Raw genomic sequence first — 19,404 nt, forward strand, 5'->3', positions numbered from 1 at the left:
TCGTGGCGCCCGCATGGCCGGGCTCGTGGTCGGCGTGCTCGCCGGCATCAGCGCTGTCCATGCGGCCCCTCCGGCCGCCGCTGCAGCTCCTGTCGTCCAGCCGTCGGCTCAGTTGCCCGCCGCCGCGACGGTCGCGCCGACGCCGAGCAACGACCCGTCCAAGCAATTGCCGGGCACGATTTCGGTCGCCAACATCGACTTCAAGCGCGGCGACGGCGGCTCGGGCAAGCTGATCGTGCGCTTCAGCGGCGACGGTGCGATGCCCGACATGCGCAACCAGGGCTCGGAAGTGCTGGTCAATGTCGGCAATGCGCAGTTGCCGGCGGCGTTGCAGCGCCAGCTCAACGTGGTCGACTTCGCCACGCCGGTGCAGCGCATCGATGCGCGCGTGAGCGGCACCGGCACCCAGCTGGTGCTCAACACCAGCGGCGCCTACGACACGATGGCCTACCAGACCGGTCGCGACTACATCGTCGAAGTCGTGCCGCGCACGGCGCAGGCCGGCAATCGCGCGGTCGGCGCGCCCGCGGGCGCCAAGTCGACCGGCAATGCCGCGCCGACCTCCGGCACGATCTCGCAGGCGCCGGCTGGCGTGGTGCGCAGCTACTCCGGCCGCCCGGTGACCTTCAATTTCCAGGACGTGCCGGTGCGCACCGTGCTGCAGTTGGTCGCCGAAGAGTCCAACCTCAACATCGTCGCGGCCGACACGGTCCAGGGCAACGTCACCCTGCGTCTGGTCAACGTGCCGTGGGATCAGGCGCTGGACATCGTCCTGCAGGCCAAGGGCCTGGACAAGCGCCGCAGCGGCAACGTGGTGTGGGTCGCGCCGCAGGCCGAAGTGGCCAAGTACGAGCAGGATCGCGAAGACGCGCGCATCGCGCTCGACAACCGCGTCGACCTGACCACCGAATACATCCAGATCAACTACCACAACGCCGCGCAGATCTATAAGGCGCTGACCGAGGCCAAGGGCATCGGCGGCGGCAGCTCTAGCGGTGAAGGTGCTCAGAGTGAAAACGGGTTCTTGTCGCCGCGTGGGCGTCTCGTCGCCGATGAGCGTACCAACACGTTGATGATCAGCGACATCCCGAAAAAAGTGGCCCAGATGAAGGAGCTGATCCGGGTCATTGACCGTCCGGTCGATCAGGTCCTGATCGAGGCGCGCATCGTGATCGCGACCGAAAGCTTTGCCCGCGACCTCGGCGCGCGCTTCGGCGTCTCCGGACAGAAAGGCGATGTGATCACCAGCGGTACGCTGGAAAGCATCAATAACTATCGCAACACCGCCGCCAAGAACGAACTGATCTCTGCGCAGGCGAATAAACTGACGGACGATGCGAGGTTGTTCGACGGAGTTGATAACGCCAAGGCCAACGCCTTGCGGGATCAGGCCCGTTCCCTGCTGCAAACCATCACCAATCCGGCCTTCCTGTTCCCGGCCAGCCTCAACAGCAACGTCGGCGTTATCAATCCGGCCGGCGCGCTCGCGTTCACGATCCTCGGCAAGTGGGTCAATTTGGACATGGAGTTCTCCGCGATGCAGACCGAAGGTCGCGGCGAAGTGGTGTCCAACCCGCGCGTGGTCACCAGCAACCAGCGTGAAGCGGTGATCAGCCAGGGCCAGGAAGTGGGCTACGTGACGATCTCGCCGCAGCAGGGCGGCAACAGCATTCCGATCCCGAACGTCCAGTTCAAAGACGTGCTGATGGAGATGAAGGTCAATCCGACCATCACCAACGACGGCCGCGTGTTCCTGAACATGAGCGTCAAGAAGGACGAGGTCGAAGGCTTCGTCGACACCTCGATCGGTCAGGTGCCGCAGATCAACAAGCGCAACATCAACACCGCGGTGCTGGTCGAGGACGGTCAGACCGTCGTGATCGGCGGCGTCTACGAGTTCCGCGATCGCACCGATCTGTCCAAGGTGCCGTTCCTGGCCGACATCCCGTTCCTCGGCAATCTGTTCAAGAAGAAGAGCCGCAGCAAGGAAAAAGCCGAGCTGCTGATCTTCGTGACGCCGAAGGTGATGCAGGTGACGCAGCGCTGAGTCGCGGCACCGGTAACAGCGAAGAGGGCCTACGGGCCCTCTTTGCGTTTGCGGAGTCCGGACTTCGCGAGGTCGGCCCTTGCGACCGGGCTGAACAGCCGCGAACACCGAGGCATCGCTGCGCCCGGTCCAGCGAGGCGGGAGAATCCATGCCCTACCTTCGGCACTTCCCCGCGCCCGCCGCGCGCGTCTGAATGAGACCTGCGATCGCCGAAGTAGAACGACGTTTTGAACCTTGACGGCGAACTTCGGTCAAAATCGGCCCAAACCCCGCCTCGCCCCCGCCCTTGCCGGCGCGTCACCTGGATACCGGATGGACAACGCATCAACCCTCGCCCGCGATCCCGCCACCGCCTCCGGCGCTGAAACCGCGCGCCTGCACGACGCCTTCCGCGCGCTGCGCGATGCGCTGGCGCTGGAAATCGTCGGCCAGGCCGAGCTGATCGAGCGGCTGCTGATCGCGCTGCTGGCCGATGGTCACCTGCTGGTCGAAGGCGCGCCCGGCCTGGCCAAGACCAGCGCGGTGCGCGCATTGGCCTCGCGCCTGGAAGCCGAGTTCGCGCGCGTGCAATTCACCCCCGACCTGCTGCCGGCCGATCTGACCGGCACCGAGGTGTGGCGCCAGCAGGAAGGTCGTTTCGAATTCCAGCCCGGGCCGATTTTCCATCCGATCCTGCTCGCCGACGAAATCAATCGCGCGCCGGCCAAGGTGCAATCGGCGCTGCTCGAAGCGATGGGCGAACGCCAGGTCACCGTGGGCCGGGCGACCTATGCCTTGCCGCAGTTGTTCCTGGTCATGGCGACGCAGAACCCGATCGAGCAGGAAGGCACCTTCCCGCTGCCCGAGGCGCAGCTCGACCGCTTCTTGATGCACGTGCGCATCGGTTACCCGGAAGCGGCGGCCGAAACCGAAATCCTGCGGCTGGCGCGCGAACGCGCGCGGCAGACGCTCAAGACCGCGCCGGCGCCGGTGGCCAAGATGCCGCTGGCCGACGTGTTCGCGGCGCGCGAGTCGGTGCTGGACCTGCATGTCGCGCCGTCGGTGGAGCGGTATCTGGTCGAGATCGTGCTGGCCTCGCGCGATGCCGCGCGTTACGACCCCGCGCTCGCCCGGCGCATCGCCTGGGGCGCCAGCCCGCGCGGCTCGATCGCGCTGGAGCGGTGCGCGCGTGCGCACGCGTGGCTGGCCGGCCGCGACTTCGTGACCCCGGACGACGTGCGCGCGATCGCGCCGGAAGTCCTGCGCCATCGCATCCTGCCCAGCTACGAAGCCACCGCGGAAGGATGGGACGGCGATCGCCTGCTCGGCGAGTTGCTCAAGAAGGTGCCGTTGCCTTGAGGGCCGGGAATCGGGAATCGGGATTCGGGATTCGTAACGGCGAAGTTCGCAGGAGCGGGTCGGGTCGATGAGCGAGGGCGTGGTTCCGAGTCTGACCGAACTGGTCGCGCTGCGCGCCGCCGTCAGCGGCCGTCGCAGTGCGCGGCTGGGCCGTCACGGCGTCAGCGGACAGGCGCTGTCGCCGCTGCGCGGGCGCGGCATGGAGTACGCCGAATCGCGCGAGTATTCGCTCGGCGACGACGCCCGTCATATCGACTGGCGCCTGACCGCGCGCACCGGTCGCGCGCATACCAAGTTGTTCCAGGCCGAACGCGAACGCTTGACCCTGATCGTCGCCGACACCGCGCCGTCGTTGTATTTCGGTACCCGCGTGCGCTTCAAGTCGGTGCAGGCCGCGCGTGCCGGCGCGGTCGCGGCCTGGGCCGCGGCGCGCGACGGCGACCGCATCGCCGCCTTGCGCGGCAGCCTGCGCGAAGCGCCGGTGACGCCGGCCTCCGGCCCGCGCGGCGCCTTGCGCGTGCTCGACGCGATGGTGCGCTGGTACACCCAGCCGCCGGCCGAGGATGCCGGGCTCGGGGTGGCGCTCGATCACGCCGCGCGTCTGCTGCGGCCGGGCTCGCGCCTGATCGTGCTCGCCGATCCGGCCAGCATCGCCGCCTTGCCGCAGCGCCGCTGGGCGGTGCTGGCCCAGCATCACGAGGTGATCGTGCTGCTGCTGACCGATCCGATCGAAACCCAACCGCCGTTGTCGGCGTTGCCGTTCAGTCGCGACGGCCAACGCATCGAACTCGATCTGGGCGTGGATGCGCAACGCAAGCGCTGGCACGACAGCTTCGTCGCGCCGGTCGAGGTCGCGTTGGACAAATTGCCGCTGCGCGGCGTGCGCGTGCAGGCGCTGTCGACCGACGCGGCGAGCGAATCGTGGCTGCCCTTGCTGGGCCGCGCGCGGCCGCTGGTGGCCTGATGTCGGCGCCGCTGGCTCTGCGCGATGTGCACAACACCCTGGCGCCGTCGTGGTGGCCGCTGGCGCCGGGCTGGTGGATGGTGATCGGCGCGCTCGCGCTGATCGCTGTCGCGTTGTATGCGCTGCGGCGCTGGCGCGAACGCCGCCGCCGGCGCATCAACGACCTGTTCGATCGCGCGCTCGCCGGCGCCGACACGCCCGCGGCCGAAGTGGCGGCGATGTCGGAGTTGTTGCGTCGCGCCGCGCGCCGCCGCGATCGCGACGCCGATCGCCTGCAAGGCGAACAGTGGCTGGAATTTCTCGATCGCGGCAGCAAGCGCCGCGATTTCGCCGACGGCGCCGGCCGGCTGCTGCTCGACGGCGGTTATCGCCGCGAGGTCGATCGCGAACAGGCCGATGCCCTGCGCGAAATCGCGCGCCGGCGTTTCCTGCGCTGGATGGGCGTGTCCTGATGCCGTGGTGGAACAGCCTGATCGGCGACGCGCGCGAGTGGTTCGCGTGGCCGTGGTATCTGGCCGCGCTGCCGCTGCCGTTGCTGGTGCGTTGGTTGTTGCCGGCGGCGCGTGACGGTTCGGCCGCGCTCAAGGTGCCGTTCGGCGAACGCCTGGACGCGGTCGCCGCGGCCGGCGGCCGCAGCCTGCGCGGTGGTGGCGCCGGCGTGCTTGCCTGGCTGGCCTGGGCGCTGCTGTGCGTGGCCGCGGCGCGGCCGCAGGAACTCGGCGATGCGGTGCAGCCGCCGCAGGTCGGCCGCGACATGATGCTGGCGCTGGACCTGTCCGGCAGCATGAGCGAACCCGACATGACTTTAGGTTCCTCGCCAGTCGATCGCCTGACCGCGGCCAAGGCGGTGCTCGCCGATTTCCTCGATCGCCGCGCCGGCGATCGCATCGGCCTGCTGGTGTTCGGCCGCCGCGCCTACGTGCTCACGCCGCTGACGCTCGATCGCGACACCGTGCGCGATCAGCTCAAGGACAGCGTGGTCGGCCTGGCCGGACAGGAAACCGCGATCGGCGATGCGATCGGCCTGGCGGTCAAGCGCCTGCGCGAACAACCGGCCGGGCAACGCGTGCTGATCCTGCTCACCGACGGCGTCAACACGCCCGGCACCGCCGATCCGCAGCGCGCCGCGCAGATCGCCCGCGACGACGGCGTACGCATCCACACCATCGCCTTCGGCGGCGACGGCTCGATGTCGCTGTTCGGTTTCAAGATCGCCATTCCCGGCGGCGAGGCCGAGATCGACGAAGACGCCTTGCGCAAGATCGCCGGCCTCACCGGCGGGCAGTTCTTCCGCGCGCGCGACACCGCCGAACTGGTCGGCATCTACGCGCAGATCGATCGGCTGGAACCGGTGAAACGCCCGGGCAAGGCGGTGCGCCCGCATATCGAACGCTATGCCTGGCCCCTGGCGGGCGCGTTCGCATTGGGCTTGCTGGCGTTCGTGTTGCCGCGACGGAGGCGGGCATGAATCCGCTGCCGTGGTTCGGCGATGCGAGCTTGGTATTCCTGCGTCCGCATTGGTTGTGGGCGCTGCTGGCGTTGCCGCTGCTGGGCTGGCTGTGGCGCAGCCGGCGCAAGCGCAGCAGCGTGTGGCGCGGCGCGGTCGATGCGCATCTGCTGCCGCATCTGCTCGAATCGCGCGGCGGCCGGCGTTCGCGGTTCGCGGTCATCGCCGCGGTGCTCGCGTACCTGATCGCGGTCTGCGCGCTCAGCGGTCCGAGCTGGCGCCAGAGCGAACAACCGCTGTGGCAGGGAAAAACGCCGCTGGTGATCGCGCTGGATCTGTCCAGCCGCATGCTCGCCAGCGATTTGCCGCCGAGCCGGCTGGCGCAGGCGCGATCCAAGCTGGCGTCGCTGTTGCGTCAGCGCAGCGGCGGCCAGGTCGGTCTGGTGGTGTACGCCGACGACGCCTACACCGTCGCGCCGATGACCGACGACCCGCGCAATCTCGCGGTGTTCCTCGACGCGCTCGCGCCCGACGTGATGCCGGGCGACGGCCAGCGCGCGGACCGGGCGATCGAATGGTCGACCAGGCTGCTGCGTCAGGCCGGTTTCGAACGTGGGCAGATATTGATAGTGAGCGATCGCGCCGACGGCGCCGAACGCCGCGCCGCGGCCAAGGCCGCCGCCGACGGCTACACGGTTTCCGCGCTCGGCCTGGGCACCGCCGCGGGCGCGGCGTTCCAGCGGCCCGACGGGCGCATCGTGATGGCGCGCATGGACGCCGAATCGTTGCGCGGCCTGGCCGCCGACGGCGGCGGCCGCTACGCCGCGATCAGCAACGACGACAGCGATCTGCGCGCCTTGCGCATTCTCGAGCCGGGCGCGGCCGACGCCGGCACCGCGCAGGGCGAGAAGACCTTGACCCGCGAAGACAACGGCTACTGGCTGCTGCCTTCGCTGATGCTGCTGGCCTTGCTCGCGTTCCGGCGTCGCAGCGGCGTGGCCGCGGTGTTGGCGCTGTGTCTGTGGCTGCCGATGGCGCCCGGTCATGCGCAGGGTCTGTGGAAGCGTCCCGACCAGGCCGAACACGAACGCATGGAGCAGGGCACCCAGGCGTATCGCAAGGGCGAATTCGAACGCGCCGCGCAGTTGTACCAGCGCAACCAGGGCGCCGACGCGCAGTACAACCTCGGCAACGCGATGGCGCGCCAGGGCCGCTACGAAGAGGCGATCAAGGCCTACGACGGCGCCTTGAAACTGCAGCCGGGCATGGCCGACGCGATCGCCAACAAGCGCGCGGTCGAGGCGGCGATGAAGCGCAAGCCGCCGCCGAAGAACGGCGACAAGGGCGATTCGAAATCGCAGCCCAAGGACGGCAAGGACAACCAGGACGACAAGGGCAAGGGCGATTCGCCGCCGCAGGGCGATCCGTCGCAACAGCCCAAGCCGTCCAAGCCCGACGAGGCGAAAAAATCCAACCCCGAGCAGCCGCCCAAGGACCCCGACGCGCAGCGCAAGGCCGATGCCGCGCAGCGCGAGAAGATCCAGCGCGAACTCGAACGTCAGGCCAAACAGCCCGGGCAGAAGACCGCCGCGACCGAACAAGCCAAACCGCTCACCCCCGAACAGCGCGAGCGCCGCGTCGCCAACGACGCCTGGCTCAAGCGCGTGCCCGACGATCCGGGCAGCCTGCTGCGGGAAAAATTCAAGATCGAATACGAGCGACGCCAGAATCAGGCGTTGCGGGGAGATTGAGGCCGATGTCGCGATTGCTGGTCAAACTCGGGTTGTGCCTGGCGCTGATGGGCTTCAGCGCCGGCGCCTTCGCGCAGGTGCGCGCGTGGCTCGATCGCGATCGCATCAACGCCGACGAAAGCATCGTCTTGAGCATCCAGCTCGAGGGCGTGGCCGGCAGCGGCCCGAACTACGGTCCCTTGCTCGGCGACTTCAAACTGGTCGCCAGCAATGCCGGCACCAGCCTGGAACCCGGGCGCGGCGGCATGGTGATGCGGACCTTGTTCCTGGCCTCATTGCGGCCGCTGCGTAGCGGGCTGCTGACGATTCCGTCGCTGCAGGTCAACGGCATGAGCACGCGGCCGCTGAGCGTGATGGTCGTGGCCAATGCGCCCGAGCCGCCGCCGCCGCAACAGCAGCCGGTGGCGACCGGCGCGGACGTGTTCATGGAAACGCTGGTCGACGACGACAGCCCGTATGTGCAGCAGGCGGTCGGACTGACGGTGCGGCTGTATTCGGCGCTGACCCTGGTCGGCGGCAAGCTCGATCAGCCCACGCCGCAGGGTGCGTCCTTGACCCGGGTCGGCGACGACAACCAATACGACCGCGACATCAGCGGCCGCCGCTACACCATCGTCGAGCGCCGCTTCCTGCTGGTGCCCGAGCGCAGCGGGCCGATGGCGTTGCCGCAGGCGCAGTTCGACGGACGCAGCGCGCCGGGGCTGTTCGATCAACTCACCGGCAGCGGCGGCGACGATCAGCATGCGCGGTCGCGGCCGCGCACCCTCAACGTGCTGGCCGCGCCGGCGAATGCGCCGCAGCCGTGGCTGCCGCTGCGCAGCGTGACCATGCGGTATCGCAGCACGCCGCAAGGCCTGCGCGTGGGCAGCGCCGCGGCGGTGGTGGTCGAGGCCACCATCGACGGCGCCAACGCCGCGCAACTGCCCGAACTGTTGCTGCCGCCGATCGACGGCGTGCAGGTATTCCCCGAACCGGTCCAGGCCGACGAAGGCTTCAACGAAGGCCGGCCGCGGGTGCGGCTGACCCGCAAGTTTTCGCTGGTGCCGTCGCGTCCGGGCCCGGTGCGGGTAGACGGTCTGCGCCTGGACTGGTGGGACGTGGTCGGCGGCGCGGCGCGCAGCACGACCTTGCCTGCGTTGAATCTGACCGTCACCGGCGTCGGCGGTGCGGCGGCTGCGGCGCCCACTCCTGGCGTGCCGCTTGCGGCCGATGCGGCCAACACGGGGGCGGCGATCGGTACCGGTGCAACGGCCGCGTCCGCGTCGCCGTTCGGCAACGCGGCCTGGGCCGGCGCGGCGCTGCTGTTCGCGGTGTTGTGGTTGATCACCCTGTTCTGGGCACTGCATCTGCGCGGCCAGCCCTCGCGCGCGCCGGTTGTGGCCGCGCCGGGTAACGCGCCGGCCGCGGCCGGATCGCGCTCGCTGGCCTTGAATCTGCCGGCGCTCAAGCAATTGATCGACGTCGGCGATTTCGAACAGATCGCCACGGTGCTGCGTTCGCTCGCGCGTCCGCCCGCGGCCGACGACGACGAGCTGGTCGAGCGTCTGGCCGATCCGGAGCAACGCGAAGCGGTGCAGGCGCTGCGACGCGCGCGCTGGGGCGGTGGCGATGGCGTCGCCGCGCGCAATCAGCTGCGCGCGGCGTTCGCGCGTGCGCCGCAGTGGCGCGAGGTCGCGGTCGAAGCGCCTTCGCCGTTGCCGCCGTTGTATCCGCCTCGGGGTTGAGGGCGGGGCGAAAGCGGCAAAAGCAAAGGCAAAAGCAAATCCCCCCTGGCCCCCTTTTGCAAAGGGGGGAACCCCTTCGGGATGGGGCGGGGCGTTGTGGTGGGTAATGGGCTTGGGATCGTTATTGCCATCGCAATTGCCATCGCCACGCCAACACATTGGATTGCATTCGCTCGTGTTCTGGCTCGGGCTCCGGTTTTGCCTTTGCCTTTGCCTTTGGCTGCGGTTCCGGCTTGGGCTCCGTCTCCGGCTTCGCGCTACAGCAGCCAGCATCGACCTAACCGCCGCTTCCCCCAAGCAACCCGTGCTTTTCCCCCTTTGAAAAAGGGGGGCAGGGGGGATTTGCTTTCCGCTTCTCGCTAGCACCCACCCATGCCAATCCCCACTGCTCCACCCACCCGGCCAAGCCCCACAACCCCCTGGTGTATCCTGCCGATTGTTTTGGCCAGGCCCCTGTAGGAGCGCGACTATGAGCAAAACCATGAGCGCAGCCCGATGAGCGACACCGCATCCGCGCGCAAGGCGCTGCCGCTGCACTGGAAGATGGCGATCGGCTTTCTGACCGGTCTGGTGCTGGGCCTGATCGTCTACGCCGCCGGCATCGGCAGCGCCACCTGGGCGCAACTGGCCGGCGACGCCTGCCCGGCCGCCGCGGCCGGCACCGACGTCGCCTGGCAATGCCGGCCGCTGCTGAAGCTGTTCAGCGAGACCGTCACCGGCCCGGCCGGCGAGATCTTCCTGCGCCTGATCTTCATGCTGGTGATCCCGCTGCTGTTCTCGGCCCTGGTCATGGGCGTGAGCGAGATGGGCGACATCCGCGCGTTCGGTCGCGTGGGTTGGCGCACGCTCGGCCTGACCGTGGTGATGTCGGGCCTGGCGGTGGTGCTCGGCCTGGTCATGGTCAATATCTTCCAGCCCGGCGCCGGGGTCGATCCGGCCCAGGCGCAGCAGCTCATGGCCGAGAACGCCGAGCGCACCCAAAGCATCGTCCAGGGCAGCGCCACCGCGCCCAAGGGCATGCAGATGCTGATTTCGATCGTGCCCGACAACGTCGTCAAGGCCGCGGCCGACGACGCGATCCTGGCGGTGATGTTCTTCGCCCTGATGGTCGGCGTGGGCATGGTGCTGACCAAGTCCAAGGCGGTCGACACCTTGCGCGAAGGCATCCAGGGCCTGTTCGAGATTTCGATGACCCTGATCGGCCTGGTCATCAAGCTGGCGCCGTACGCGGTGTTCTGCTTCATGTTCAACCTGGCCTCGGCGTTCGGCTGGGACTTGCTGTTCAAGCTCGCCAAGTACGTCGCCGTGGTGGTCGCCGCGCTGGCGATCCATCTGTTCGTGGTGTATTCGCTGGCGCTCAAATTCATCGGCGGACGCTCGCCGCTGGAATTCTTCAAGGGCGCGCAGGAAGCGATGGTGCTGGCGTTCTCGACCGCGTCGAGCAACGCGACCCTGCCGACCGCGCTGCGGGTGGCCGACGAACTCAAGCTGCCGCGGCGCATCTCGCGCTTCGTGCTGACCGTCGGCGCGACCGCCAACCAGAACGGCACCGCCTTGTTCGAAGGCGTCACGGTGATCTTCCTGGCCCAGTTCTTCGGCGTCGACCTGAGCCTGGGCCAGCAGGTGATGGTGATGCTGGTGTGCATCCTGGGCGGCATCGGCACTGCCGGCGTCCCGTCGGGTTCGCTGCCGGTGGTGGCGATGATCTGCGCGATGGTGAACGTGCCGCCGCAGGGCATCGGCCTGATCCTCGGCGTCAACCACTTCCTCGACATGTGCCGGACCACGCTCAACGTCACCGGCGACATCGCGATCGCGGCGATGGTGTCGCGCGGGGTCGAGGACCCGCCGGCGGAGCGGATGGAGGACTGAGGTTCGGTTCGCTTGTTCTGTCGCTGAATCCAGAAGGCCCGCCGCGATGGCGGGCCTTTTGTTTGGGTCGCTGTTGCCTGGATCGCATTGGCTTCGGCCACAGTCGGGGCTGAAAGCCCCTCCCACAAAAGACCTCGCGACCTTCGCGCGAGTGCGCCGCGTCCGTCGCCGCGCGAGGCCCCGAGGTCTTTTGTGGGAGGGGCCTTCAGCCCCGACTCGCCATCTCGCCAACGACGCAGGCCCCGAATCAGGTCCAGCTCCCCAAACCATGCCGATCCTGTCCAAACCCAGGCCCAACAGGGCCCGAGCACCACCACGGCACCCTCAGCGCACACCGCGCCAACCCCTCGCGCGCGACAGCGCCGGCCAGGGGTGGGACAATGGCGGCTCTTCGCCGGCTCCGCCCCAGATCGCCCGCGCTCTGGCCCGGACCCGGCTTTCAAGACCGGCCTTCCCAGCCCTCAGACCGCAGACCCTCATGACGACGCCCAGCCGCCGCGACCTCGCCAACGCCATCCGATTCCTCGCCATCGACGCGGTGCAGGCCGCCAACTCCGGTCACCCGGGCATGCCGATGGGCATGGCCGACATCGCCGAGGTGCTGTGGAACGACTACCTGACCCACAACCCCGGCAACCCCAAGTGGTTCAACCGCGACCGCTTCATCCTCTCCAACGGCCACGGCTCGATGCTGCAGTACGCGCTGCTGCACCTGTCGGGCTATCCGTTGCCGATCGAGGAGCTCAAGCGCTTCCGCCAGCTGGGTTCGATGACCCCGGGCCATCCGGAAAACTTCGAAACCCCCGGCATCGAAACCACCACCGGCCCGCTCGGCCAGGGCTTCGCCAACGCGGTCGGCATGGCGCTGGGCGAGAAGCTGCTGGCGCAGCGTTTCAACCGTCCCGAGCATGAGATCGTCGATCACCGCACCTGGGTGTTCATGGGCGACGGCTGCCTGATGGAAGGCATCTCGCACGAAGCCGCCTCGCTGGCCGGCACCTGGGGCCTGCACAAGCTGGTCGCGTTCTGGGACGACAACAAGATCTCGATCGACGGCAACACCGACGGCTGGTTCACCGACGACACTCCGGCGCGTTTCGAAGCCTACGGCTGGCGGGTGATCCGCAACGTCGACGGCCAGGACGCGGTCGAGATCAAGACTGCGATCGACACCGCGCTCAAGCACAGCGACAAGCCGACCCTGATCTGCTGCCGCACCGCGATCGGTTTCGGTTCGCCGAACAAGGCCGGCAAGGAATCCTCGCACGGCGCGCCGCTGGGCAAGGACGAAGTCGCCGCGACTCGCGCTGCGTTGAACTGGCCCTACGCCGAATTCGAAATCCCGCAGGCGATCTACGACGGCTGGCGCTCGCACAGCACCGGCGCGGTGCGCGAGGACCAGTGGAATCGCTTGTTCGACGCCTACGCCGCGCAGTACCCGGCCGAAGCGGCTGAACTCACCCGCCGTTCGCATGCCGAGCTGCCCGCCGATTTCCTCGCCCAGGCCGACGCCTACATCGCCAAGCTGCAGGCCGAAGGCCTGACCATCGCCTCGCGCAAGGCCTCGCAGATGGCGATCGAAGCCTTCGCGCCGCTGCTGCCGGAACTGATCGGCGGTTCGGCCGACCTGGCGCATTCGAATCTGACCTTGTGGAAGGCCAGCAAGTCGGTCGCCAGCAGCGATCCGAACGCGAACTACGTGTATTACGGCGTGCGCGAATTCGCCATGACCGCGATCAGCAACGGCCTGCAACTGCACGGCGGCTTCATTCCGTTCGACGCGACCTTCCTGGTGTTCAGCGACTACGCGCGCAACGCGGTGCGCATGAGCGCGTTGATGGGCGCTCATGCGATCCACGTCTACACCCACGACTCGATCGGTCTGGGCGAAGACGGCCCGACCCACCAGCCGATCGAGCACCTGGCTTCGCTGCGCTACATCCCGCACAACGACGTGTGGCGTCCGTGCGACGCGGTCGAATCGGTGGTGTCGTGGAAGGCCGCGATCGCGCGCAAGGACGGCCCGAGCTGCCTGGTGTTCTCGCGCCAGAACCTGATCCACCAGCCGCGCGACGCGCAGCAGGTCGCGCAGATCGAACAAGGCGGCTACGTGCTGCGCGACAGCGAAGGCACCCCCGACGTGATCTTGATCGCGACCGGTTCGGAAGTCGGCCTGGCCACCCAGGCTGCCGACGTGCTGACCGGCGAAGGCGTCAAGGTGCGCGTGGTGTCGATGCCGTCGAGCGACGTGTTCGACCGCCAGCCGCTGGAGTACCGCCAGTCGGTGCTGCCCAACGCGGTGCGCAAGCGCGTCGCGGTCGAAGCGGGCGTCACCGATTTCTGGCGCAAGTACGTCGGCCTGGACGGCGACGTGGTCGGCATCGATACGTTTGGTGCCTCGGCGCCGGCCGAAGCGCTGTTCCCGCATTTCGGCTTCACCGTCGAGCATGTGGTCGCGGCGGTGAAGGCGCTGGGCTGAGTCACGGCTGATGCACGATTGACCGTCGGGTATGGCGCATAGCCAGGCCCGGCGCAGTCGGCTTCATTATTACGAAACGATAAATCCGGGGCGGCGACGCTCCGGATTTTTTCGTTCCGGCGCCGCGCCGCATGGCAAACTCGCCGCGTCCGGGGGGGCGATGACACTACCGCTCGTACCGCCGTAAGGCGCGCCGCCGACAACCGGCCGCGGCGGGCAGCGCGGGCAGCGGTTGCCTTCGTTCAACGCAGGGAAACGATCTTGATGTCGACCGCTCCGGCCGCCGATTCGCAACCACGCCTGCCGCAACTCGACGCCCTGCGCGGCATCGCCGCGCTGTACGTGGTGATCTACCACGTCATGGCGATGCCCGATCCTGATCTGTCGGTGCCGGCCTGGGCCTTGCCGATCGTCGGCATGGGCGGCAGCGGCGTGGTGCTGTTCTTCGTCATGAGCGCGTTCTCGCTGTGCCTGACCTGGCCGCGCCACGCCGCGTCGGGCCTGCCGCTGCGCAGTTTCTATCTCAGCCGCCTGGCCCGCATCGCGCCGCTTATGCTGGCCTTGCTGAGCTTGATGATCTTCAAGGACCAGTTCCGCGCCGTGCCCTTGCGCGGCTACGACGAAGTGGCCTGGAACTATTCGCTGCTGTTCGGCCTGTCGCCGCAATGGCAGCAGGGCATCGTCATGGGCAGCTGGACGATCGGCGTGGAGATGCTGTTCTACGCGATCTTCCCGTTGATCGCGCTGTACGTGCGCGGCCTGTGGGTGCAACTCGCGCTGCTGGTGGCGAGCTATCTGCTGGCCTTGTGGGCCAAGACCGGATTGCCGGCCGGCTGGGCGCACTTCGGCGAGCACGTCGGCCTGCTTCGGCAATTGCCGGTGTTCGCCTTGGGCTGCGTGTTGTTCGAACTGTGGCGACGGCTGCGCGAACTGCCGCAGCGGCGCAAACGCATCGTCGGCGTGAGCCTGTTGCTGCTGGGCGGGCTGGCCCTGGGCCTGTCGTTCTACGGCCGCCTGCCGCCGATTCCCGGCATCGCCGACGGCTGGTACCTGTCGGCATTGTTCTACGGCCTGATGCTGCTGGGCCTGCTGTTGGCGAGCAATCGCGTGCTGGTCAATCGCGCGACCTGTTTTCTGGGCACCATCAGTTATTCGTTGTACCTGGTGCATCCGTTCGTGGTGTCGCGGATGTACGGCGTGTTCGCGAAGCTCTACGCCGTGCTGCCGGAAGGCACCGCGTACTTCGCTTGCCTGGGGTTGAGTCTGGTGCTGGTGATTCCGGCGTCGTGGCTGACGTATCGGTTCATCGAGAAGCCCGGCATCCGGCTGGGGCATCGGCTGTTTGCGTGGGTGCGGGCGCGGCGAGGGTCGGCTGCGGATCAAGGCGAGGCGCAGCGGCTGGCGTCTTGAGTGGAGTCGCTGGCGCAGTCGCTTCGCTGCGTGTGCCGATGTGTGGGTTCTGCGGTGGGTGAGCGTAAAGCGTCGGGGCTCAAGCCCCTCCCACAAAAGACCTCGTAGCCTCGCCATTGGCTTGATTGGCTTGATTGGCTTGATTGGCGTTATGAACGTCTTGACGCGAGACCGTGGCGCAAGCCAGCGCAGCTTCCGATCGCAGTGTCTCGTCAGGATTTTTGTGGGAGGGGCTTGAGCTCCGACGCCTTCCGCTCAGTTCGCCGCGTAATCGGAGTTTTCCGATCCTCCGGTGCAATCAACACCGATAGAACCCAATCGCGCGCAGCGCCAGTCTGCGAGCATGAACTCACCCGATCCTCAGCCCGATTACCAAGCGCTACGACGCGGCCGCTGGTCCGAGCAACAACGCATCTACCTCGTCACCACCGTCTGCATTCGCGGCCGTCGAATCTTCGCCAGCGACCACTGCGCCGACATCGCCGCCCGCGCCATCGCCGACCCCGGGAAATGGCTGGGAGCGAGTTTGCTGTGCTGGGTGCTGATGCCCGACCACTGGCATGGCTTGATTGAGTTGCATAGCGACATTCGCCTGGAAAGCGTGGTGGCCTCACTCAAGGGCCGCGCCGCGCGCGCGGTCAATCGCAGCTTGCATCGCAAGGGGATGGTGTGGATGCCGGGTTTCCACGATCACGCATTGCGCGAAGACGAAGATGTATTGCAAGCGGCGCGCTACATCGTCGCAAATCCAAAGCGCGCAGGGCTGGTGCAACGTGTCGGCGATTACCCGTATTGGGATGCGGTGTGGCTGGAACAAAAGCGTCGGGGCTAAAGCTCCCTCCCACAAAAGCCGTCGATCCGAGGCGGCTGGTTGGCTGGTTGCGTTTCCGATGTCGCACGCATGGCAGCATGCCGTGGTCTGCGAGCGCGACGCTGCCCGCCGGCGCCATTATCGCGAGGTCTTTTGTGGGAGGGAGCTTTAGCCCCGACGCTTTTCGATCAGTGCGCCGCGCTCTCGCGCAAACCCAGCGCAACCAACTTGGCTTCGATGCGCTCACCCAGGCCGGACGGCTTGTCCAGGCCCATGCGTCGCAACGCCTCGTGGTCCTGGCTGGCGGGAGCGAACAACGCACGCAGCACGGTCTTGATCTTCGCGCCCTTTGTAGCGGTACTCGCCTTCAACCATCCCAGCGCCTTGACCAGCCGCTGCTCGACCGCGTCGAAGTCGCTGCCGAGCGGGTAATCAGGCAGCGTGCCGTCGCTGCGGAACGGCGCCAGTGTTTCGCGCAGGCGCTCGGGATTGTTGTGGGGCGTCACGCGCGGCGTGAACCGCGGCAGCTTGCCGCTGCCCATCGCGGTCAGCAGCAGGCCGGCGATGAAACGCGAGTCGGCGACGGCCGCCATCGCGCGGATGCAGTCCTCGTCGGTCTTGCCGCGCAGGTCGGCGATCCCGTACTCGGTGATGTAGACATCGCGCAGATGGCGCGGGATCGTGGTCTGCGCGTAGTTCCACACCACGTTCGAACGGACCTCGCCGCCGCTCTCGCGGCTGGCGCGCAGCATCAGCACCGAGCGTGCGTTGGGCAGGGCGTGCGCCATCGCGACGAAGTTGTATTGCCCGCCGACCCCCGACACCACCCGGCCGTCGTCGAGCGTGTCCGACACCGCCGCGCCGAGCGCGGTGGCCATCATGCAACTGTTGAAGAAGCGCGCGTCGCGACGTTGCAGGCGCTCCAGCGTTTCGTTGCCGCCGTACAGTTCGTTGACCTCGCTGATCCGGCGCATGCTGATGCCGCGGCGCTGATCGTCGGGCAGATGCCGCAGCCATTGATAGAAATCCGGCGAGCCCAGATAGAAGCCGCCTTGCAGGAATTCGCCTTCGCGTTCCAGGTGTGCGAGGTCGTCGGAGCTGGCGTCGCCGTCATGCACGCGGCGCATCACCTCCAGATCGTCGACGACCTTGCGCTTGATCACGCCGACTTCGACCAATCGCCGGAAGCCTTCGTTGATCATTTCGGAACAGCCAAAAAGCCCGACGCTAAAAGGTCCGAGCGGCGCAACTGGCGCCTTCGCGTCGTCATCCGCCGCCGCCCCACCTCCCAACGCCGCAATCACCCGCAGATACGCCGCGTTATCCGTATGCCGCAGCGCCAGCGCATGACACAGCGCGTCGGCCAGCGTGCCGATGCCGATCTGCAAGGTGCCGCCGTCGCGTACCAAAGTGCTGGCATAAAAGCCGATCGCGTAATCCGCATCGCTGACCGGTTGCCTCGGCAAACCGAACAATTTCGGATACGGCCCCGGCGGCGTCACCACCGCATCGAAGAAATCCGCCTCGACCGCGGCGCTGCCGTCGAGCCACGGCAACTGCGGGTCGACTTCGGCGATCAATACTGGTCGCGGCAGACCGCGCGCGACGATCGCGTCGACCGCGTCGAAGGTCAGATCGGTATTGCACGACAGCGACAAACGCGTCCCGCCGTTCGGATCGGCGGCGACTTTCTGCACGATCGCGTTGACGCCGCGATCGGCCAGCGCGCGCGCGACATGGGTGTAGTTGAGGCTGGCGTAACGGCGCTGGGTCGCGCTGGCGTTGAGCAGCGCGCCCGATTGCAGGTAGAACTCCTCGATCTCGATATGCGCCGGCAAGGTGTTGCGCTTGAGCGCCTGCACGTAGCGCAGGCGCGGGAAGTCGTCGCCGAAATGGCGCTGCGCGAACGGCCCGATGAAGCGCCCTTCCAGGCCCTTGCCCGCGCCCGGCGGGTCCAGCGACAGCGCGGTGTACAGATGCAACGGCCGCGTGCTGTCGCCTTCGGCGCGTTCGTACAGCGCATTGAGCAGCCGGTGCGGCTTGCCCAGGCCGAGCGGTGCGCCGACGTGCAGCGGGCCGGGCAGGCGCTGGTAGAGGAAGTCGACGGCGTCGGTCAGGGAGTCGAAATGCTGGGGCGTGTTCATACGGGCCAGTATGGCACCGGGTCCGCGAACGCGATAACCGGCCCGCCCGGCCCTGCATCCGCCGGATCGGGGCCGCGCAACGGCTCAGTCGAGCACGTGGACCTCGTCGGCGATGCGCCGCACTTCGTCGGGGTAGTGGCTGACGTAGATCATCGGCAACGAAGTTTCGTCGCGCACGCGTTGCAGGTACGGCAGCAACTCGTCGCGACGATTCATGTCGAGCATCGACAGCGGTTCGTCCAGCAGCAGGATGCGCGGCTGCGACAGCAAGGCGCGGCCGAGCGCGACGCGCTGCATTTCGCCGCCCGACAGGCCGGCGGTGCCGCGTTGCAGCAGCGCGCCGATGCCGAGCAGGTCGACGATCGCGTCGAGTTCGAAACGCGGCGCGCGCTTCGCCTCGCCGCGCAGGCCGTAGAGCAGATTGCCGCGCACGTCCAGATGCGGAAACAGGCGCGCGTCCTGGAACACATAGCCGATATGACGGCGATGCGCCGGCAGATCGACGCGCGCGGCGCTGTCGTACAGACAGCGGCCGGCGATTTCGATGCGCCCGCGCAGCGGCCGCAGCAGGCCGGCGATCGCATGCAGCAACGAGGTCTTGCCGGCGCCGGAATCGCCGACCACCGCGATCACGCGTTGCTCGCTGCGGATCGCGATCGAGCGGGTGAAGCCGCCGCGGCGCAGTTCGACTTCGATCAGGAAACTCGCCGCGCTCATCGTTGCGCACTCGCGCGTTGGCGTTGCACCAGCCATTCCGACACCAGCACCGCGGCGAACGAGATCGCGACCGCGACCACGGCCAGCCGCAGCACGCCCGACTCGCCGCCGGGCACCTGCATCAGGCCGTAGATCGCCGACGACAGGGTCTGGGTTGCGCCGGGAATGTTCGACACGAAGGTGATGGTCGCGCCGAATTCGCCCAGCGCCTTGGCGAACGACAGCACCGCGCCGGCCATCAGGCCCGGCCACGCCAGCGGCAAGGTCACGCCGAAGAACACTCGCCAGCGGTTGGCGCCGAGGGTCGAGGCGGCTTGTTCCAGGCGTTGATCGACCGCTTCGATCGACAGCCGGATCGCGCGCACCATCAACGGAAAGCCCATGATCGCGCTGGCCAGCGCGGCGCCGGTCCAGCGGAACGCGAAACTGACGTGCAGGTAGTCGGCGAGGAAGCGGCCGATCGGCCCTTGCGAGCCGAACGCGATCAGCAAGGCATAGCCGGTGACCACCGGGGGCAGCACCAGCGGCAGGTACAGCAAGGTGTCGAACAGCAACTTGCCGGGAAAGCGCGTGCGCGCCAGCAGCCAGCCGAGCGCCACGCCGAGCGGCAGGCTGCACACGGTGGCGACCGTGGCGACCTTCAGGCTCAATGCGATCGCGGTGAGTTCGGCCGGGCTGAAGTCGAACATCGAAGCGCGG

14 protein-coding genes are annotated in these 19,404 nt (G+C 67.9%); 11 read left to right on the forward strand and 3 right to left on the reverse strand.

Annotation, left to right across the window (positions count from 1 at the left end; translation table 11 throughout):
• Window positions 1-13 precede the first annotated feature (13 nt).
• From KME82_RS04725 to KME82_RS04775, 11 genes are all read left to right on the forward strand, one after another.
• Window positions 14-2,047 carry a type IV pilus secretin PilQ gene (locus tag KME82_RS04725; protein WP_215497494.1) on the forward strand — a complete coding sequence of 678 codons (2,034 nt, stop codon included), beginning with the start codon at window positions 14-16 and terminating at the stop codon, window positions 2,045-2,047.
• A gap of 313 nt (window positions 2,048-2,360) precedes the next feature.
• Window positions 2,361-3,386 (forward strand): AAA family ATPase, encoded by a 1,026-nt coding sequence (locus tag KME82_RS04730; RefSeq protein ID WP_215497495.1) that lies wholly within the window; start codon window positions 2,361-2,363, stop codon window positions 3,384-3,386.
• Between the two features lie 67 nt (window positions 3,387-3,453).
• Complete coding sequence (locus tag KME82_RS04735; RefSeq protein WP_215497496.1) at window positions 3,454-4,350, forward strand: DUF58 domain-containing protein; 897 nt, start codon at window positions 3,454-3,456, stop codon at window positions 4,348-4,350.
• The gene (locus KME82_RS04740; RefSeq protein WP_215498971.1) at window positions 4,350-4,802 is read left to right on the forward strand and encodes a DUF4381 domain-containing protein; all 453 of its coding nucleotides are present in this window, start codon (window positions 4,350-4,352) and stop codon (window positions 4,800-4,802) included. Before KME82_RS04735 ends, KME82_RS04740 begins: the two co-directional genes overlap by 1 nt.
• Window positions 4,802-5,818 carry a vWA domain-containing protein gene (locus KME82_RS04745; RefSeq protein ID WP_215497497.1) on the forward strand — a complete coding sequence of 339 codons (1,017 nt, stop codon included), beginning with the start codon at window positions 4,802-4,804 and terminating at the stop codon, window positions 5,816-5,818. Before KME82_RS04740 ends, KME82_RS04745 begins: the two co-directional genes overlap by 1 nt.
• Window positions 5,815-7,548 carry a VWA domain-containing protein gene (locus tag KME82_RS04750; RefSeq protein WP_215497498.1) on the forward strand — a complete coding sequence of 578 codons (1,734 nt, stop codon included), beginning with the start codon at window positions 5,815-5,817 and terminating at the stop codon, window positions 7,546-7,548. The genes KME82_RS04745 and KME82_RS04750 overlap by 4 nt, the downstream gene beginning before the upstream one ends.
• A gap of 5 nt (window positions 7,549-7,553) precedes the next feature.
• Window positions 7,554-9,272: a BatD family protein gene (locus KME82_RS04755; protein ID WP_215497499.1), complete on the forward strand. Its 1,719-nt coding sequence runs from the start codon at window positions 7,554-7,556 to the stop codon at window positions 9,270-9,272.
• Between the two features lie 495 nt (window positions 9,273-9,767).
• Window positions 9,768-11,144, forward strand: coding sequence for a dicarboxylate/amino acid:cation symporter (locus KME82_RS04760; RefSeq protein WP_215497500.1), 1,377 nt, complete (start codon window positions 9,768-9,770; stop codon window positions 11,142-11,144).
• Between the two features lie 478 nt (window positions 11,145-11,622).
• Complete coding sequence (gene tkt / locus KME82_RS04765; protein ID WP_215497501.1) at window positions 11,623-13,623, forward strand: transketolase; 2,001 nt, start codon at window positions 11,623-11,625, stop codon at window positions 13,621-13,623.
• A 264-nt stretch (window positions 13,624-13,887) separates the two neighbouring features.
• Window positions 13,888-15,033 carry an acyltransferase family protein gene (locus KME82_RS04770; RefSeq protein ID WP_215497502.1) on the forward strand — a complete coding sequence of 382 codons (1,146 nt, stop codon included), beginning with the start codon at window positions 13,888-13,890 and terminating at the stop codon, window positions 15,031-15,033.
• A gap of 343 nt (window positions 15,034-15,376) precedes the next feature.
• Window positions 15,377-15,865: an REP-associated tyrosine transposase gene (locus KME82_RS04775; RefSeq protein WP_215497503.1), complete on the forward strand. Its 489-nt coding sequence runs from the start codon at window positions 15,377-15,379 to the stop codon at window positions 15,863-15,865.
• Between the two features lie 167 nt (window positions 15,866-16,032).
• Here the strand turns inward: KME82_RS04775 and KME82_RS04780 are convergent, their stop codons facing one another.
• The 3 genes from KME82_RS04780 to modB form a co-directional block, all read right to left on the reverse strand.
• A complete protein-coding gene (locus tag KME82_RS04780; RefSeq protein WP_215497504.1) occupies window positions 16,033-17,988 on the reverse strand; it encodes an acetyl-CoA hydrolase/transferase C-terminal domain-containing protein in 1,956 nt (651 codons plus the stop codon).
• 84 nt (window positions 17,989-18,072) lie between these two features.
• On the reverse strand, window positions 18,073-18,705 hold the full coding sequence (locus KME82_RS04785) for an ATP-binding cassette domain-containing protein (RefSeq protein ID WP_215497505.1): 633 nt from the start codon (window positions 18,703-18,705) through the stop codon (window positions 18,073-18,075).
• Window positions 18,702-19,394 (reverse strand): molybdate ABC transporter permease subunit, encoded by a 693-nt coding sequence (gene modB / locus KME82_RS04790; protein WP_215497506.1) that lies wholly within the window; start codon window positions 19,392-19,394, stop codon window positions 18,702-18,704. Before modB ends, KME82_RS04785 begins: the two co-directional genes overlap by 4 nt.
• Window positions 19,395-19,404: the final 10 nt, after the last annotated feature.

It is taken from the genome of Lysobacter capsici (genome assembly GCF_018732085.1).
GTDB lineage: Bacteria > Pseudomonadota > Gammaproteobacteria > Xanthomonadales > Xanthomonadaceae > Lysobacter > Lysobacter capsici_A.

Excerpts from the sequence above, each read along its gene's own strand:
- KME82_RS04725 (WP_215497494.1), top strand. The coding sequence starts at position 14 with ATGGCCGGGCTCGTGGTCGGCGTGCTCGCCGGCATCAGCGCTGTCCAT.
- KME82_RS04730 (WP_215497495.1), top strand. The coding sequence starts at position 2,361 with ATGGACAACGCATCAACCCTCGCCCGCGATCCCGCCACCGCCTCCGGC.
- KME82_RS04735 (WP_215497496.1), top strand. The coding sequence starts at position 3,454 with ATGAGCGAGGGCGTGGTTCCGAGTCTGACCGAACTGGTCGCGCTGCGC.
- KME82_RS04740 (WP_215498971.1), top strand. The coding sequence starts at position 4,350 with ATGTCGGCGCCGCTGGCTCTGCGCGATGTGCACAACACCCTGGCGCCG.
- KME82_RS04745 (WP_215497497.1), top strand. The coding sequence starts at position 4,802 with ATGCCGTGGTGGAACAGCCTGATCGGCGACGCGCGCGAGTGGTTCGCG.
- KME82_RS04750 (WP_215497498.1), top strand. The coding sequence starts at position 5,815 with ATGAATCCGCTGCCGTGGTTCGGCGATGCGAGCTTGGTATTCCTGCGT.
- KME82_RS04755 (WP_215497499.1), top strand. The coding sequence starts at position 7,554 with ATGTCGCGATTGCTGGTCAAACTCGGGTTGTGCCTGGCGCTGATGGGC.
- KME82_RS04760 (WP_215497500.1), top strand. The coding sequence starts at position 9,768 with ATGAGCGACACCGCATCCGCGCGCAAGGCGCTGCCGCTGCACTGGAAG.
- tkt (WP_215497501.1), top strand. The coding sequence starts at position 11,623 with ATGACGACGCCCAGCCGCCGCGACCTCGCCAACGCCATCCGATTCCTC.
- KME82_RS04770 (WP_215497502.1), top strand. The coding sequence starts at position 13,888 with ATGTCGACCGCTCCGGCCGCCGATTCGCAACCACGCCTGCCGCAACTC.
- KME82_RS04775 (WP_215497503.1), top strand. The coding sequence starts at position 15,377 with ATGAACTCACCCGATCCTCAGCCCGATTACCAAGCGCTACGACGCGGC.
- KME82_RS04780 (WP_215497504.1), bottom strand. The coding sequence starts at position 17,988 with ATGAACACGCCCCAGCATTTCGACTCCCTGACCGACGCCGTCGACTTC.
- KME82_RS04785 (WP_215497505.1), bottom strand. The coding sequence starts at position 18,705 with ATGAGCGCGGCGAGTTTCCTGATCGAAGTCGAACTGCGCCGCGGCGGC.
- modB (WP_215497506.1), bottom strand. The coding sequence starts at position 19,394 with ATGTTCGACTTCAGCCCGGCCGAACTCACCGCGATCGCATTGAGCCTG.